Origin of the sequence: Flavobacterium sp. 1355 (assembly GCF_017833415.1) — a bacterium.
Lineage (GTDB): Bacteria > Bacteroidota > Bacteroidia > Flavobacteriales > Flavobacteriaceae > Flavobacterium.
Genome location: NZ_JAFICC010000008.1, coordinates 1 through 15,699, shown reverse-complemented (window position 1 = coordinate 15,699; position 15,699 = coordinate 1). Strand labels below are relative to the sequence as shown.

Below are 15,699 nucleotides of genomic sequence, written 5' to 3'. Positions count from 1 at the left end.
CTTTTCTTATATACTTTTAAAAGCGATTATAAACGAAACCACAGTTATAATAATCCCAACCATAAAAAGGTTATAGGCAATTCTAAGCAAATTATATTTGCGCTGGAGCACTAATCCTAAATAATATAAATCTTTGATCATTGTAGAATACAGATAATCCCTGTCTTTCATCATTTCATTCATTGCCCAGTCATAATCTTCAAGCGGCATTTTGTAGAAATTTCCAAAAAACATAAGATTTACTTTTTTTGCCTCAACATCGTCGCGGGTAAAGAATCCTGAAGTGACTTTTGGCCTTGTTGAAAGGATTGCAAAAATTATAGTAATAACACTCGACATCAGCATGATAAAAGTCGGAATTACTAAATGTGCATTTTTTGGGCTGTCTAATTTTGGGATAATGGACGAAAGTGCAATTGATATAATAATAGCATTTACAGACAAAAGGATGTTTGCCTTACTGTCGGCAATTCCGCTTAAACGGGTATGATTTCCTAATGTAACGCGAAATAAAGTATCTATACCCCTATCCGGCTTTTCTGCTTTATCTTTCTTTTTTTCCTCGTCTTCCAGATCTTTAGCTTTTTTTATTTCTTCCTTATTAATCTTTTTTTGAACAAGTGCTATCGTTTTTTCTTTTAGAGGCTGCCATTTCCTTAAAGCATAATCCGTGTAAAATCGGTGTTTATTTACCAGAAAATTCAAATTTTCCTGAGCCCATTCTAAAGAAGACATAGAAATATTCATTGTGTTTTTTAGTTCATATCGGAGTAATTCTCCGGTAGACTCATATTCTAAATTTGTTATATGAACAAAGTCTGCATCCTTTATAATATATTCCAGCTTATTTTGCGGCACATACGTTTTTGAAGTTGCCATAATAAGTTTTGAAACCCCGACTATAAATTCATCAGATTGTCCTTTTTCTTTTAAGAATTTTGCAGCAATTTTTACACTCTCATTCTCATGATCTTCAAATCCGTTTATATAACCCGCATCATGAAACCAGGCTGCCACTAATAGCATTTCTTTTTCGTGACCATCAACATTTTCTTTGTTACAAAGCTTTTTAACAGCATTTACAACATTAAAAGTATGGTTAAAATTATGGTAAGAATATAAATTAGAAAGTTTATCTTTGAGTAAATTACTGACGAAATCCTCGGATTGTTCTATTAGATTCATAAAGAATATTTTTATACCACGAAATTATGAAATTGTTTTTGGATAATCATTTTATTACCAAGATTAAAACCAATTCTTTGGTTATACCCCTTATATTTTTACTTACTGCCTGTGCAACACACAAAGCACAGTACGGAAAAAATGTTAGCAATAATGAAAGTGAAAACGCTACAGATACCATAAAAATTGCTCACACTCTCTTTTTGGTCGGAGATGCAGGAAATGCAGATGAAGAACAGTCTCAGCAAACCCTTGAATTATTGCACCAAAAGCTTAAAAAAGCAAACAAAAAATCTACTCTTTTGTTTCTGGGAGATAATATTTATCCGAAAGGTTTTCCGGCTGATAAAAATGACGGAGATAAGGCTCTGGCCGAAACAAAATTGACCAGCCAGTTAAAATTAACAAAAGGATTTAAAGGAAAAACAGTTTTCATTCCTGGTAATCATGATTGGTACAACGGCATTAAAGGCCTTGAACTTCAGGCTGATTTTGTTACGAAATACCTGAACGACAAAAAAGCATTCCTGCCAAGAAAATCCTGTCCTATCGAAGATGTTAAAATTGACAGTACTGCAACCTTAGTTACTATCGACAGTGAATGGTTTCTGGAGGAATGGGACAATCACCCGACAATTAATGACAACTGTGAGATTAAAACACGTGAAGCGTTTTTTGAAGAACTGGAAAATATCTTAAACAAAAATCAGGAGAAAACAGTCGTTTTAGCCCTGCATCACCCTTTATTAAGTAACGGTACTCATGGCGGACAATTTTCATTAGAAAAACAATTGTTTCCATTAGAGAAAAAAATTCCATTGCCTATAATCGGATCTTTTATCAATTTATTACGAAAAACAACGGGTGTAAGCCCACAGGATATTCAAAATAAACAATATACGATTTATGCTAAAAGGATTAAAACACTTTTGCAAAAACAGAAAAATGTAATTGTTGTATCCGGACATGATCATAATTTACAATACATCAGCAAAGAAAATATCCAGCAGATCATTAGTGGTGCCGGATCAAAATCAGAGGCAGCGCGGGCTATCAATCCGTTCGATTTTTCGTATGGCGGAAATGGTTACAGCACCTTAACTTTATATAAAAGCGGCGATGCCAAAGTTTCTTTTTTTGGAAATGAAAACAACAAAGAAAAACTTCTTTTTGAAAAAGAAATCATAAAAGCTAAAGAAATCAATTGGGCAGAAGATATTTCGAATAAATTTCCTTCGAATATAACAACTTCAATTTATTCTAAAAAAATGACCAATAAGAGCCTGTTTCACAACTTTTTATTCGGTCAGCACTATAGAGAATATTACAGCTTGCCAATTAATGCCAGAACGGCTACCATAGATACTTTGATGGGCGGCCTGAAACCTATTCGCGAAGGCGGGGGACATCAGTCAGTTTCCTTAAGAATGTCTGATCGCAAAGGTCGTGAATATGTCATGCGCGCCATGAAAAAAAGTGCTACCGTCTTTTTGCAGTCAGTTGCTTTTAAGGATCAGTATATAGTAAATGATTTTGAGGATACGTATGCTGAGGATTTTTTATTTGATTTTTATACTACTTCACATCCATACGCTTCTTTTGCTATTGGAAGTATGTCTGATAAAATAGGACTTCGACATACCAATCCTGTTTTATATTATATACCAAGACAAAATGGTTTAAAAGAGTTTAATGCCAGTTTTGGAGACCAATTGTATATGGTAGAAGAAAGACCGGCAGATAATCATCTTGATGGCAAAAATTTTGGAAACCCTACTAACATAATTGGAACAGATGATATGATGCTGAATCTTCATAAAGATGAAAAATACAGTGTCGACGAAAAAGAATATATGAAAGCCCGTTTGTTTGATATGCTGATCGGTGACTGGGACAGACACAGTGACCAATGGCGCTGGGCAGAATATAAGACTGATGGTAAGGTGATCTACAAACCAATTCCGCGTGACAGGGATCAGGCGTTTGTAAAATACGATGGGGCTTTGCTTTCTATTTTAATGAATATTCCGGCATTGCGCCATATGCGTACTTTTAAAAACAAAATTGATAACGTAAAGTGGCTCAGCAGAGAACCTTATCCGATGGATTTGGCATTTTTAAAAACTGCCGACGAAAAAGACTGGGTTGAACAGGCTAAGTTTATTCAGGAAAATTTATCTGATAGCGATATTGATACTGCTTTTAAAAATTTACCAAAAGAAGTCCAGGACGAAACTATTGACGAAATCAAACGAAAATTAAAAAACAGAAAAAAAGAGCTTCAAAAATATGCAAAACGTTATTCTGACGTTTTAAGCAAAACAATTATGATTGCCGGAACAGACAAGAAAGACAAGTTTGTTTTGAATCATAATACTAAAAATGGTATCGAAATTCAGGTTTTCAGAATGAAAAAAGAAGGCGAAGAATTGTTGTATACAAAAAATGTGACAGATGCAAAAACCCGAAATTTATGGATCTATGGTTTAGATGATAATGACGTTTTTGAAGTAAAAGGTAACGAAAAATCGAAAATTAAAATTCGTTTGATTGGTGGTCAGAACAATGATACTTATAATATCGAAAACGGAAAAAAAGTTATTGTGTACGACTTCAAATCAAAAGAAAATACTTATAACCTGGATTCTAAAACCCAGACACAATTAACAGACGATTATGATGTCAATCTGTATAACTATGAAAAGCCTAAATACAATGTAATTTCAGGGCTGCCAAATATTGGATTTAACCCGGATGATGGCGTAAAGGTTGGCGTTAATTTGAATTATACTGTTAATAATTTCAAACAAAACCCATACACGCAAAGACACGTTTTAAATGCTTTTTACTATTTCGCCACTGGTGGATTAGAATTTAATTATGCAGCTCATTTTCCCGGTTTATTAGGTAAATGGGTTATAGATGTTGAATCGTTATATACAACTCCGAATTTTGCCATGAATTACTTTGGTTATGGAAATGAAACGGTATACGATAATGATGAAGTCGGAATGGACTATAACCGTGTTCGTATCAGAAAATTTAATGCTTCTGGTGCTATCAGACATGTAGGAAGATATGGCAGTGAGTTTAGTATACAGCCTATTTTTCAGAGAATGACGGTTGAAGAAACTGACAATAGGTTTATTGATATCCCAGGAATTGTGAATCCAGATGTATTTGACACCAGGAATTATGGAAGTTTAAAAATAAAATATTTATTTAAAAATTCTGATTTTGCGGCAAAGCCAACGTTAGGAGTTTATTTTATGATTGCCGGAACCTGGACAACTGATTTAGACGAATCCAAACAAAATTTCCCAACTCTTGAGAGCGTTTTAGGATTTACGCATAAAATTGACCACAATGGAAAATTGGTTCTGGCTACGTTTCTTAAAGGAAAAGCAATTTTAAATAATAACTATGAATTTTATCAGGGTGCAACACTGGGTGGCGATACTGATTTGAGAGGATACAGAAACGAGCGTTTTTTAGGAAGTTCTTATTTTTCTCAAAGTTCTGATTTGCGTTTAAGTCTGGGTAAAATCAGAAAAACGATTGTACCGTTTACGTACGGAATTCTTGGTGGTTTTGATTATGGAAGAGTCTGGCTTGATGGTGAAGATTCCAGAAAATGGCATCAGGATTACGGCGGTGGACTTTGGCTGAATGCCATAAATGTAATCACTGCAAGAATCTCTTATTTTAAATCTCCTGATGAAGTAGGAAGAGTTATTTTTGGAGCGGCATATAGTTTTTAGGAAAAGGTTCTGAGGTTCTAAGATTCTGAACTTCTAAGTTTTTTTGCCACGAATTTCACGAATTTAGACTAATCTATAATTGGTGTAAATTCGTGAAATTAGTGGCAAACTTTTTTTACTTTTAAGTGTCTTAGTCCCTCAGAACCTTAGCATCTCAGAACCTAAAAAATCATTTAAGTTTAAACTCGTACACCTTTCCTCCTATTTTATTCGTTTTTTCATCAGAAACCAACAATGTATTGTTGTCCTTAAAAACGATGGCTTCTTTTTGTGAAAAGTGATCCAGGCTTATTTCGGTTTGTGTGCCTTTGTGGAATAAATCTCCTTTAAAATCCTTAAACAAAACAATTTTGTCGTGACTTAACAAAACTACTTTTTTTCCGTCCGGACTTATGGTAGCACTTGTCAGAACACAATGATTGTAATTACTGCAGGTTTTAAATTCTCCTGTTTTAACTGCTTTTTGAGTTCCCGGAGCATTTTTAATTTTATAAATAAAAGCTGTTCCGTCAAAACCTTTGCTTCTGTTTTTTGTAAAAAGATAAAAATAACCATCCTTCTCAAAAAAACCTTCAACGTCATAAAACAGCTCTTTTTTCTTTGGAGGAAATTCGGTTTGCTCCGGATAAGAAAAAGAAATTTTATATTCCGCTTTTGCAACATCCTGATTCAATTGATTTTTGGCAACTTTATAAATACATAAATCCCTTCTCTCATTATCATTGTTTCCAAAATCCCCAATATAAATATTACCTTTTTTATCTTTAGTAATATCTTCCCAATCAACATTGGCTGCATTTGAGATGGTAATTGTCTTTTCTAATTTTCCTTTTGAATTTATGGCATAAATCGCGTTTTCATTTCCGCTGTCTTCCAAAGTATAAATCGAATTTGTTTCCGGAAAATATGTAATCCCCGAAACTTCTTTTAATTTTTTTGGTAGTGAATAAAGCTCCTTTAAGTCTGAATCAGATTGCTGTTGACAAGCTAATAAAACAATTGAAAGGGCTAATATAAAAGGCTTTTTCATAATATTTTGTTTAGTTTAAACCAAATTGGTATTTTTAAAGTTACGTGTAATAAACTCAAATGCCGCATGCATGATATGTCCCATTGATTTGGCATTTTTAAACTTCATATCGTTTGTATATCGGTACAATTCCATCTTCAGCTGATCCAAGTGTTCTTGTGTCGAAATAGTATCGTGACACATTATATTCAATAACTTTTTGATCCTGTTTTCGGCAGAATGGATTCGTTTTGCCAAAATGGCTCTTTCTTCATCTTTGTACTGAAGGATTGAACGTTCTTCGAGTTTTTCCTTAATCAATTGGATCATCGGGAAGTTTTCCTTAAAAAACTGAGGACGATACACTTTAAAATTTCCTTCATAACATTGCTGGTCAAAATCTATCGGGCGGATTTTGTATACCACCTGATCAAAATCATGAATTGGGACAATTACGTAATTATATGCTCTCATATCTCCCAAAAGCCTTATCATACAACGTTCATTAAATTTAACAAACTCTTTTGCAATTTGAGCTTTTTCGGTTTCTGTACACGAGTCCAATAACGTATCCATAAAAACATCACCTGGAATCCCGATAATGTGCTCTTCTATCAGGGTGTCGTTATACACCAGAAAATTGATTTTATCAGGCGAAAGAATATCTTCTAGTTCTAATCCGTAAATTCTCGATGCATCGGCTTTTTTAATATAGAAATGAACATAATTGTCATTAAGAATATTTCGTACTTTGATACGGAAAGGTTTAGAGTTTCCGAAAGTGCAATAATCAATTGCATCAATATTCAGAAACTGAATAATCTCACTATTACCGTCAGAATGCAGGAGCGAATAAATCTTTTTTAAGTTTAAATCAATTTCATTTCTTTCAAATTCATTGTAATAAACCCGAATCCATAAGGTGTCGGTATCATTTTTATCGTAAACATTTATAGAGCCCGTAAACCGCAATAAATCATCATAGAACACAGATACTTTTGAAATTCGTTCGTATCGTTCTAAATAACTTAAAAGGGTTTGCGTTAATGGATAAGACGGTTTTTTTAAAACCATTAAAGGTTCGCTCATTTTGAATATCTTTAATACAAATTTACAGTAAATTATAATTTTAGACACATAAATAAAATTTAACGTAACAATACTGCATTTGATTCGTCATACTAAAAATTAAAACCGAAATAATTTGGAAACCATACTTACAATCGAAAATCTTAATAAAAGATACGGCCGTATTCAGGCTTTGAAAAATGTATCTTTTGAAATAAAAAAAGGCCGCGTTTATGGCATTTTAGGCCCAAACGGAAGTGGAAAATCAACTACTCTGGGAATTGTCCTGAATGTTGTAAATCATACTTCTGGCAATTATCGCTGGTTTAACGGACAATTGCAGACGCATGAAGCCTTAAAAAAAGTGGGCGCCATTATCGAGAGACCCAACTTTTACCCCTACATGACAGCCGAAGAAAACCTGAAACTGGTTTGTAAAATAAAAAGCATTAAATATTCTAAAATAGAAGAAAAGCTTGAGTTAGTTGGCTTAACAGAGAGAAAGAATAGCAAGTTCAGTACTTTTTCATTAGGAATGAAACAACGTCTGGCAATCGCATCGGCACTTTTGAATGACCCTGAAATCTTAATTCTTGATGAACCTACAAATGGTTTGGACCCACAGGGAATTCATCAGATTAGAGATATCATAAAACAGATTGCCTCACAGGGAACGACTATTTTACTGGCATCACATTTATTGGATGAAGTCGAAAAAGTATGCTCGGATGTAATTGTTTTAAGAAAAGGTCAAATTTTATATTCAGGTTCTGTTGACGGAATGTCTTCTAATGAAGGTTTCTTTGAAGTTCAGTCTAATGATAATGAAGCGCTGAAAAATGCTTTAAAAGCACACTTAGCTGTTGACAAAATTGCAGAAGAAGACGGAAAAATTCTGGTGTATTTAAAATCCGAATTATCAGCGTCTGAACTGAATGTGTATCTGTTTTCTAAAAATATTGCACTAAGTCATTTAGTAAAACGCAAAAATAGTTTAGAAGCTCAATTTTTAGAATTAACCAAAAACACCACTATCCAAAACAATTAAGCCATGAAAAGACTTATATCTATAGAAATACAAAAAATCTGGAAAAACAAAGCCAGCCGAGTTCTTACTTTAACCTATTTCATTTTACTTTCTTTCATTGCCTTAATTGCTTCGATAAAGTTTGACATTGGCCCGTTTAAGTTTCATTTGGCCGACATGGGAATTTTCAACTTTCCTTTTATATGGCATTTTAATACCTATGTTGCTGCCTGGCTGAAATTTTTTCTGGCTATCGTTATCGTTTCCATGATGGCAAATGAATACAGTTATGGTACTTTAAAACAAAATTTAATTGATGGTTTAAGCAAAAAAGAATTTATACTTTCAAAATTTCTAACCGTTGTGGTTTTTGCTTTTTGTTCTACCGTTTTTGTTTTTGTAATGAGTTTAATATTAGGATTAAGTTTCTCGTCATACAACGAATTCGGTATAATTTTTTCAGACCTGGAATACCTTTTAGCGTTTTTTGTAAAATTAACAGGATTCTTTTCTTTATGCCTATTCTTAGGGATTTTAGTAAAACGGTCAGCATTTGCTTTAGGTTTTCTTTTGGTTTGGAGTATTTTAGAAGCAATTATCAAAGGGCTTTTGGTTTTTAAAATATTCCCTGATAGCAAAACAGGCGATTATATTATGCAATTTCTGCCTTTAGAAGCGATGTCTAACCTAATAGTTAATCCTGCTCAAAGATTATCGGTAGTTAAAAATATTGGAACACAAATGGGTGTCGACACCAACTACGACTTTAGTGTACATTCCCTTTCTGTTTTAATTGTTGTGATCTGGACATTTATTTTTGTTTATTTTTCTTACAAATTATTAAAAAGTAGAGATTTGTAGTATATTTGTTATACTATGAATTATTTAAAAAATATTCTAATTCGGCTGTTCATCTGTTGCTCTTTTATACAGATGAACAGTCAAAATATCGTTGTTGATGATACAAAATCAGCATTAGAATTAGTTCAAAATGTTTTAATTAATAGTTCCTGTATTAGTATAGAAAATATCAGCGCATCTGGCAATCCCAAAGTTAATGAATCGAGTTACGCTTCATTCAGTTCAGGAACAGCAAATTTTCCTTTTACCAATGGTTTAGTCTTATCCACATCACCGGCCAAAAATGCTGAAGGCCCATTTACAGAAGCAACATCGGTTGGCGTATCAAATCGTAACTGGAACGGTGATACTGATTTAAACACAGCATTGGGCAATTCCGGAAGTACACAGGCAACAGTCTTAGAATTTGATTTTGTGTCACTGACCAATGCCATCAGCTTTAATTATATTTTTGCTTCTAATGAATACCAGTGGTATTATCCTTGTGAATTTTCAGATGGTTTTGCTTTTTTAATAAAAGAATCAGGCAGCAGCGATGCGTACAAAAATCTGGCTGTATTACCAAACACTACAACACCTGTCTCCTCGACCACCGTTCATCCCAAAATTAATCCAATTACTACTGAAAAAGGAGAGACATATGAGTGTGATGCCTTAAATGAAAATTATTTTAATGGTTATAATACTGCTGTAAGTCCGGTAAATTATGCAGGACAGACTATTGTAATGAACGCACAAACAGAAGTAATACCAAATAAAAAATATCATCTTAAGCTGGTAATTGCCGATGACTTAACAAGACAATTCAATTCTGCCGTCTTCATAGAAGCCGGAAGTTTTCTTTCTAAAGTGAGTTTTGGAGAAGACAGAACTGTCGCCAATAACAACCCCGCTTGTTATGGAGAAAATGTAATTTTAGATACAAAGTTAGATCCTGCTGTCAATACTTTTAAATGGTTTAAAAAAGATGCCTCAAACAACTATGTAGAAATTCCTTCTGAAACAGCCTCAGTTTATATTGCTAAAACTACAGGAGATTATAAAGTAGAGATAACACTATCCGGAACTTCGTGCACCTCTGAAGGGGAAATTAAAATTGAATTTGCTCCTGAAATTTTGTCAACTAATACAACATTATTACAATGTGATGATAATGCAGATGGAATTTCAGTTTTTAATTTGACAAAAGTTGCAGAAATTGTAAAGAATAATGTCCCGGAAATTACCAACAATGGGTATTACGAATCTTTGGCAGATGCTAAAGCCAAAACAAATAAAATTGCAATTCCTGAAATGTATAGCAATAAGAGTAATGGCCAAATCGTTTTTGCCCGAATAGAAAACAAGTATGGCTGTTTTAAAATTGCAGAAATTACATTGCAAATTTCAAGCACAACGATACCTGCTCAAAACCCAATAGTGAAATGTGATTCTGATAATACTCAGGATGGAATAAAGGAATTTGACCTAAATACTGAAATCACTCCAAAAATAGCCGGAATCCCGAATGGTATAATTCTAAATTATTACCTAACTGAAAATGATGCTTTGACAGAAGCAAATCGATTGCCTAATATTTTTAAAAACACAACAGCTTTTTCTCAAATTATTTATGCCCGCGCCACAAATGGGGCCGATTGTTATGGGATCACTCCAATTACTCTTGTTATAAATACTTTTGATCCTCCAAATTTTGAGGATGAAACTAAATATTTATGCAAAGATGATCAAATTGAATTAACGGTAGATTCTAATTTTAGCAAATACTTATGGACAACAGGATATGCAGGTAACTCTATTACAGTTTCTACTCCGGGAGTTTATACGGTAACTGTTACAGATGCAAATGGTTGTGAGAAAACTAAAACTTTTAATATTATTCTGTCCGCAACGGCATTTATCACAGAAGTCCTTGTAAAAGACTTTTCTGCTACTGAAAACTCTATTTTGATAAAATACACAGGAGTGGGAAATTATGAATTTTCGATAGACGGAAATGTTTTTCAGGATGAACCCTTATTTACCAATGTGAATCCGGGAATTTATAATGCAATTGCCAGAGACAAAAATGGTTGCGGCCTCTCCAATTCATTTACAATATACGTTTTGGATTATCCGAGGTATTTTACACCAAACGCTGATGGTTTTAATGACGTGTGGTATATTAAAAATATAGATATGCTGCCTGATTATACTATTTCTATTTTTGACCGTTACGGTAAATTATTAAAACAAATGAATCAAAAAAGTCCGGGTTGGAACGGACAATTTAACGGACAACAATTACCTTCTGATGATTATTGGTTTACTTTACTTTTTGTAAATGGTAAAAATGTGAAAGGCCATTTTAGTCTTAAAAGATAATTCCCTTTAAATTTCAATTTTAAAAATCTAAATTCCAAGGTTTAAAATTGAGTAACATTGAACATAAAAAAAATCCCAAAGTCCTTAAATTGGAATTTGGGATTTTTATATTGAAAATTAAAATATAATTAGATTTTATATCTTTTTCTATCAGTTTCAGTTAAATAAATTTTTCTTAAACGAATAGATTTTGGAGTAACTTCTACATATTCATCTTTCTGAATGTACTCTAAAGCTTCTTCAAGAGAGAAAATGATTGGTGGAATAATTCTTGCTTTTTCATCATTTCCAGAAGAACGAACGTTAGATTGTTTTTTCTCTTTAGTTACGTTCACACACATATCATCACCACGAGAGTTTTCTCCAATTACCTGACCTTCGTAAATTTCTGCATTTGGTTCAACAAAAAACTTACCACGATCTTGCAATTTATCGATAGAATAAGGAATAGCTTTTCCTTTTTCCATAGAAATCAATGAACCTTTGTTACGTCCGGCAATTTCTCCTTTGTAAGGCTCATATCCTATAAAACGGTGTGCCATAATAGCTTCACCAGCAGTAGCTGTAAGTAATTGGTTACGCAATCCAATAATTCCACGTGATGGAATATTAAATTTCACAATCATACGTTCACCTTTAGTTTCCATGCTTAGCATTTCACCTTTACGCATAGTAACGAACTCTACCGCTCTTCCAGAAAGTGCTTCTGGCAAATCGATTGTCAATTCCTCAATTGGCTCACATTTTTTACCATCAATTTCTTTGATGATAACTTGTGGCTGACCAATTTGTAATTCATACCCTTCTCTTCTCATTGTTTCAATAAGAACAGATAAGTGAAGTACTCCACGGCCAAAAACCATGAATTTATCCGCAGAATCAGTTTCACCTAACTTCATAGCTAAGTTTTTCTCTAATTCTTTTGTCAGTCTTTCTCTAATATGACGAGAAGTTACAAATTTACCCTCTTTACCAAAGAAAGGAGAGTCATTAATTGTAAACAACATACTCATAGTAGGCTCGTCAATATCAATCGTTTTTAAACCTTCAGGATTTTCAAAATCAGCAATAGTATCACCAATTTCAAAACCTTCAACTCCAATGATTGCACAAATATCTCCGGCAATAACCTCTTGTACTTTTTTACGACCAAGTCCTTCAAAAGTATGAAGTTCTTTGATACGGGATTTAGATACAGTACCATCTCTTTTTACTAATGAGATTGGCATACCTTCTTTAAGAATACCTCTTTCAAGACGACCAATAGCGATACGACCTGTAAAAGCTGAGAAATCTAAAGAAGTAATTAGCATTTGTGGTGTTCCTTCAGAAACTTTAGGAGCAGGTACATTTTCAACAACCATATCCAATAATGCTTCAACATTGTCAGTTACGTTTTCCCAATGATCAGACATCCAGTTGTTTTTAGCAGAACCATAAACTGTTGGGAAATCCAACTGCCATTCTTCAGCACCTAATTCAAACATTAAGTCAAAAACTTTTTCGTGAACTTCTTCAGGAGTACAGTTTTCTTTATCAACTTTATTAATAACTACGCAAGGCTTAAGACCTAAGTCAATCGCTTTTTGTAATACGAAACGAGTTTGTGGCATCGGACCTTCAAAAGCATCCACTAGCAAACATACACCATCGGCCATGTTCAATACACGTTCTACTTCTCCTCCAAAATCCGCGTGGCCAGGAGTGTCAATAATATTGATTTTTGTTCCTTTATATTGAACTGATACGTTTTTAGAAGTAATAGTAATACCTCTCTCACGCTCTAAATCGTTATTATCAAGAATTAAATCACCTGTGTTTTCGTTGTCACGAAATAATTGACAGTGATACATAATTTTATCAACCAAAGTGGTTTTACCGTGATCGACGTGGGCAATAATTGCAATGTTTCTAATAGATTCCATCTGAGATTTTTAATGGGTGCAAAGGTACACTTTATTTTGATATAAAAAACGTTTCTGCGATAGTTTGCGTATAGACAAGGAATTAGTTCTTTAAATCAATGTAAATTTAAGGGCCAATTTCAAATTTAAATGTTGTTTAATTATGGTTAATTTAACTATATTTGAGTAATGAAAAGTAAAACTGTCCAAATTACTCTAATTTACATTATCATTTCGTTATTTATGGCTATAATCTGCCATAAGTTACTCTCCACATTTATCACCTCCAAAGAAAATTTTTATTTATTTTTCATAAAAGACATTACGTTCATTCTCGTAACAGGACTCATCTTTAGATACATATTGTCAAAAAATGAAAATAAAAATGTTGTTGTTTTTGAAAAACTAAGACAAACTAATGAAGACATAAAAGAGTCTAACGAAAAATATGATATTGTAGCAAAAGCAACAAGCGATACGATTTGGGACTGGAAAATACAAGAAGACAGCATTGGATGGAATAAAGGAATTGAAAGTGTTTTTGGATACAAACAGGAAGAAGTCGGAAACACATCAAAATGGTGGTTTGACAAAATCCATCCCGAAGACAGTATCAGGATGTCTATTAAACTTTATTCCTTTATTGAGCAAAAAACCGAAAAATGGCAGGATCAATATCGTTTTAGATGTGCAGACGGATCGTATAAATATGTTTTGGACCGGGGTTTTTTATTAAAAGATGAAAACGGGAGAGCTATCCGGATGATTGGTGCCATTCAGGATATTACCAAACAAAAAGAAGAAGAACAACGATTAAAACTCTTAGAAACGGTAATCACACAATCTAAAGATTCGATATTAATTACGGAAGCAAATTCTGCTAATGGAAGAATTCCTAAAATAGTTTACATAAACCCTGCATTCTCACAAATGTCAGGTTATCAGCCAAACGAAATTATTGGAAAATCAACTAATATTTTTAATAAAGGCCCAAATTCTGATTCTGAGGAATTAAAAAAATTATTACGAGCAATCAAAAATGAAGAAGAATGCCTAATAGAAGCTATTAGTTACACAAAACAAGGAGAAGAATACTGGGTTCGTTTTTCAATGATTCCCATTTTTAATAATGAAGGAGTAATTTCACACTGGATTTCTATACAAAGAGACATTACTGATGAGAAAAAACTCGAAGCAGAAAAAGAGCATCTTATACGCGAATTAACACAAAACAATAAAGACTTAAAACAGTTTTCTTATATAACATCGCATAATTTGCGCGCTCCCTTATCTAACTTAATTGGGCTGCTCAATCTTATAGAAGATATTCCGATTGAAAACCCGGAACTTCAGGAAATTCTGACTGGTTTTAGTAAATCAACCCATTTGTTAAATGAAACAATTAATGATTTGGTAAAAGTGATCATAATCAAAGACAACCCTTCAATGCAAAAAGAAGAAGTTTCTCTGAAAGAAGTTTTTGAAAATGTCTTTAGTCAGTTATCATTTCAAATAGAATTACACAAACCAATTATCAAGCTCAAATTCGAAAGAGTTCCGGTACTTAACATTAATAAAGCCTATATAGAAAGCATTTTACTTAATTTGCTCACCAATTCAATCAAATACAAATCTGAAAACAGAAAGCTGAAAATTTCAATTACGGCCGAACAAATTGACAACACAGCGGTTATAACCTTCAAAGATAACGGGATCGGAATTGATTTAGAGAGAAACAGAGATAAGGTATTTGGGCTTTACCAAAGATTTCACAACTACCCTGACAGCAAAGGATTAGGTCTGTATCTGGTAAAATCTCAGGTAGAAACAATGGGCGGAACAATAAATATAGACAGTGAAGTCAATAAAGGAACAACATTTACAATAACATTTAAAAACTAATTAATATGCTTGAGCAAATTTTATGCATTGACGACGATCCAATTACGTTAATGCTATGCAAAAAAGTAATTTCAAAATCTTCATTTTCAAAAGAAATTATTACAGCGCAAAATGGCGAAGAAGCATTGCATTATTTTAATACTCTTAAATACAACAACAATAAAAATAAAGCAAATAAAAAACCAGAATTGATTTTTTTAGATTTGAATATGCCCGTTATGGGCGGCTGGGAATTTCTGGATCATTTTACTTCATCTGACTATTCTGAATTCAATAAAGCAAGTGTAATAGTCTTATCATCCACAATTGATCCCGATGATTTAGCTAAAGCAAAAAAATACCCTATCATTATAGACTTTCTTTCTAAACCAATCACTCAGGACATGCTTGAATATCTTAAGAAAAAGATAGATCTTTAAACGTAAAACCCAATTCTTAAAGATTTAATATAATTCTAAAACCCTGATATAAACAAACAGAATTTCATTTATTAAGTTTTAGTTTATTTGAATCCCGTAATTTAGGATCAATACATATTGTTGTGGGGAAATATTAAAATCTAGATATTTGTATTTTAAAAACACATAGAAATGCAGGATTCTTTTATTGACCTTCTCA

At 33.0% G+C, this 15,699-nt stretch carries 10 protein-coding genes; 6 read left to right on the top strand and 4 right to left on the bottom strand.

The genetic code is table 11. The annotated features are described in order from the left end of the window. Window positions 1-6 precede the first annotated feature (6 nt). Window positions 7-1,185, bottom strand: a complete 1,179-nt coding sequence (locus JOD96_RS11355) for a Pycsar system effector family protein (RefSeq protein WP_209564383.1) — start codon at window positions 1,183-1,185, stop codon at window positions 7-9. A gap of 26 nt (window positions 1,186-1,211) precedes the next feature. Here JOD96_RS11355 and JOD96_RS11350 point away from each other — a divergent pair, with 26 nt between their 5' ends. Then, window positions 1,212-4,946 (top strand): metallophosphoesterase, encoded by a 3,735-nt coding sequence (locus JOD96_RS11350; RefSeq protein WP_209564382.1) that lies wholly within the window; start codon window positions 1,212-1,214, stop codon window positions 4,944-4,946. 169 nt (window positions 4,947-5,115) lie between these two features. Here the strand turns inward: JOD96_RS11350 and JOD96_RS11345 are convergent, their stop codons facing one another. Together JOD96_RS11345 and JOD96_RS11340 are read right to left on the bottom strand one after the other, a co-directional pair. After that, entirely contained in the window at window positions 5,116-5,976 is an 861-nt protein-coding gene (locus JOD96_RS11345) for a hypothetical protein (protein ID WP_209564381.1), read from the bottom strand. A 15-nt stretch (window positions 5,977-5,991) separates the two neighbouring features. Beyond that, window positions 5,992-7,044: a hypothetical protein gene (locus tag JOD96_RS11340; protein WP_209564380.1), complete on the bottom strand. Its 1,053-nt coding sequence runs from the start codon at window positions 7,042-7,044 to the stop codon at window positions 5,992-5,994. Window positions 7,045-7,159: 115 nt separating this feature from the next. Here JOD96_RS11340 and JOD96_RS11335 point away from each other — a divergent pair, with 115 nt between their 5' ends. The 3 genes from JOD96_RS11335 to JOD96_RS11325 all read left to right on the top strand — a co-directional run bounded on the left by JOD96_RS11335 (window position 7,160) and on the right by JOD96_RS11325 (window position 11,275). After that, complete coding sequence (locus tag JOD96_RS11335) at window positions 7,160-8,071, top strand: ABC transporter ATP-binding protein (RefSeq protein ID WP_209564379.1); 912 nt, start codon at window positions 7,160-7,162, stop codon at window positions 8,069-8,071. A gap of 3 nt (window positions 8,072-8,074) precedes the next feature. Then, window positions 8,075-8,911, top strand: a complete 837-nt coding sequence (locus JOD96_RS11330; protein ID WP_209564378.1) for an ABC transporter permease — start codon at window positions 8,075-8,077, stop codon at window positions 8,909-8,911. 72 nt (window positions 8,912-8,983) lie between these two features. Further along, window positions 8,984-11,275 carry a T9SS type B sorting domain-containing protein gene (locus tag JOD96_RS11325; RefSeq protein WP_245188397.1) on the top strand — a complete coding sequence of 764 codons (2,292 nt, stop codon included), beginning with the start codon at window positions 8,984-8,986 and terminating at the stop codon, window positions 11,273-11,275. A gap of 128 nt (window positions 11,276-11,403) precedes the next feature. On the opposite strand, the gene typA is transcribed toward JOD96_RS11325, so the two are convergent. Continuing rightward, a complete protein-coding gene (gene typA / locus JOD96_RS11320) occupies window positions 11,404-13,200 on the bottom strand; it encodes a translational GTPase TypA (protein ID WP_209564376.1) in 1,797 nt (598 codons plus the stop codon). A gap of 168 nt (window positions 13,201-13,368) precedes the next feature. Here typA and JOD96_RS11315 point away from each other — a divergent pair, with 168 nt between their 5' ends. Further along, window positions 13,369-15,081 carry a PAS domain-containing sensor histidine kinase gene (locus tag JOD96_RS11315; protein WP_209564375.1) on the top strand — a complete coding sequence of 571 codons (1,713 nt, stop codon included), beginning with the start codon at window positions 13,369-13,371 and terminating at the stop codon, window positions 15,079-15,081. 5 nt (window positions 15,082-15,086) lie between these two features. After that, window positions 15,087-15,500, top strand: a complete 414-nt coding sequence (locus JOD96_RS11310; protein ID WP_209564374.1) for a response regulator — start codon at window positions 15,087-15,089, stop codon at window positions 15,498-15,500. The last annotated feature ends 199 nt before the right edge of the window (window positions 15,501-15,699 follow it).

What these genes read in the sequence shown, in the direction of transcription:
- JOD96_RS11315 (WP_209564375.1), top strand. Translation starts at nt 13,369, where the DNA reads ATGAAAAGTAAAACTGTCCAAATTACTCTAATTTACATTATCATTTCG.
- typA (WP_209564376.1), bottom strand. Translation starts at nt 13,200, where the DNA reads ATGGAATCTATTAGAAACATTGCAATTATTGCCCACGTCGATCACGGT.
- JOD96_RS11330 (WP_209564378.1), top strand. Translation starts at nt 8,075, where the DNA reads ATGAAAAGACTTATATCTATAGAAATACAAAAAATCTGGAAAAACAAA.
- JOD96_RS11345 (WP_209564381.1), bottom strand. Translation starts at nt 5,976, where the DNA reads ATGAAAAAGCCTTTTATATTAGCCCTTTCAATTGTTTTATTAGCTTGT.
- JOD96_RS11325 (WP_245188397.1), top strand. Translation starts at nt 8,984, where the DNA reads ATGAACAGTCAAAATATCGTTGTTGATGATACAAAATCAGCATTAGAA.
- JOD96_RS11355 (WP_209564383.1), bottom strand. Translation starts at nt 1,185, where the DNA reads ATGAATCTAATAGAACAATCCGAGGATTTCGTCAGTAATTTACTCAAA.
- JOD96_RS11340 (WP_209564380.1), bottom strand. Translation starts at nt 7,044, where the DNA reads ATGAGCGAACCTTTAATGGTTTTAAAAAAACCGTCTTATCCATTAACG.
- JOD96_RS11350 (WP_209564382.1), top strand. Translation starts at nt 1,212, where the DNA reads ATGAAATTGTTTTTGGATAATCATTTTATTACCAAGATTAAAACCAAT.
- JOD96_RS11310 (WP_209564374.1), top strand. Translation starts at nt 15,087, where the DNA reads ATGCTTGAGCAAATTTTATGCATTGACGACGATCCAATTACGTTAATG.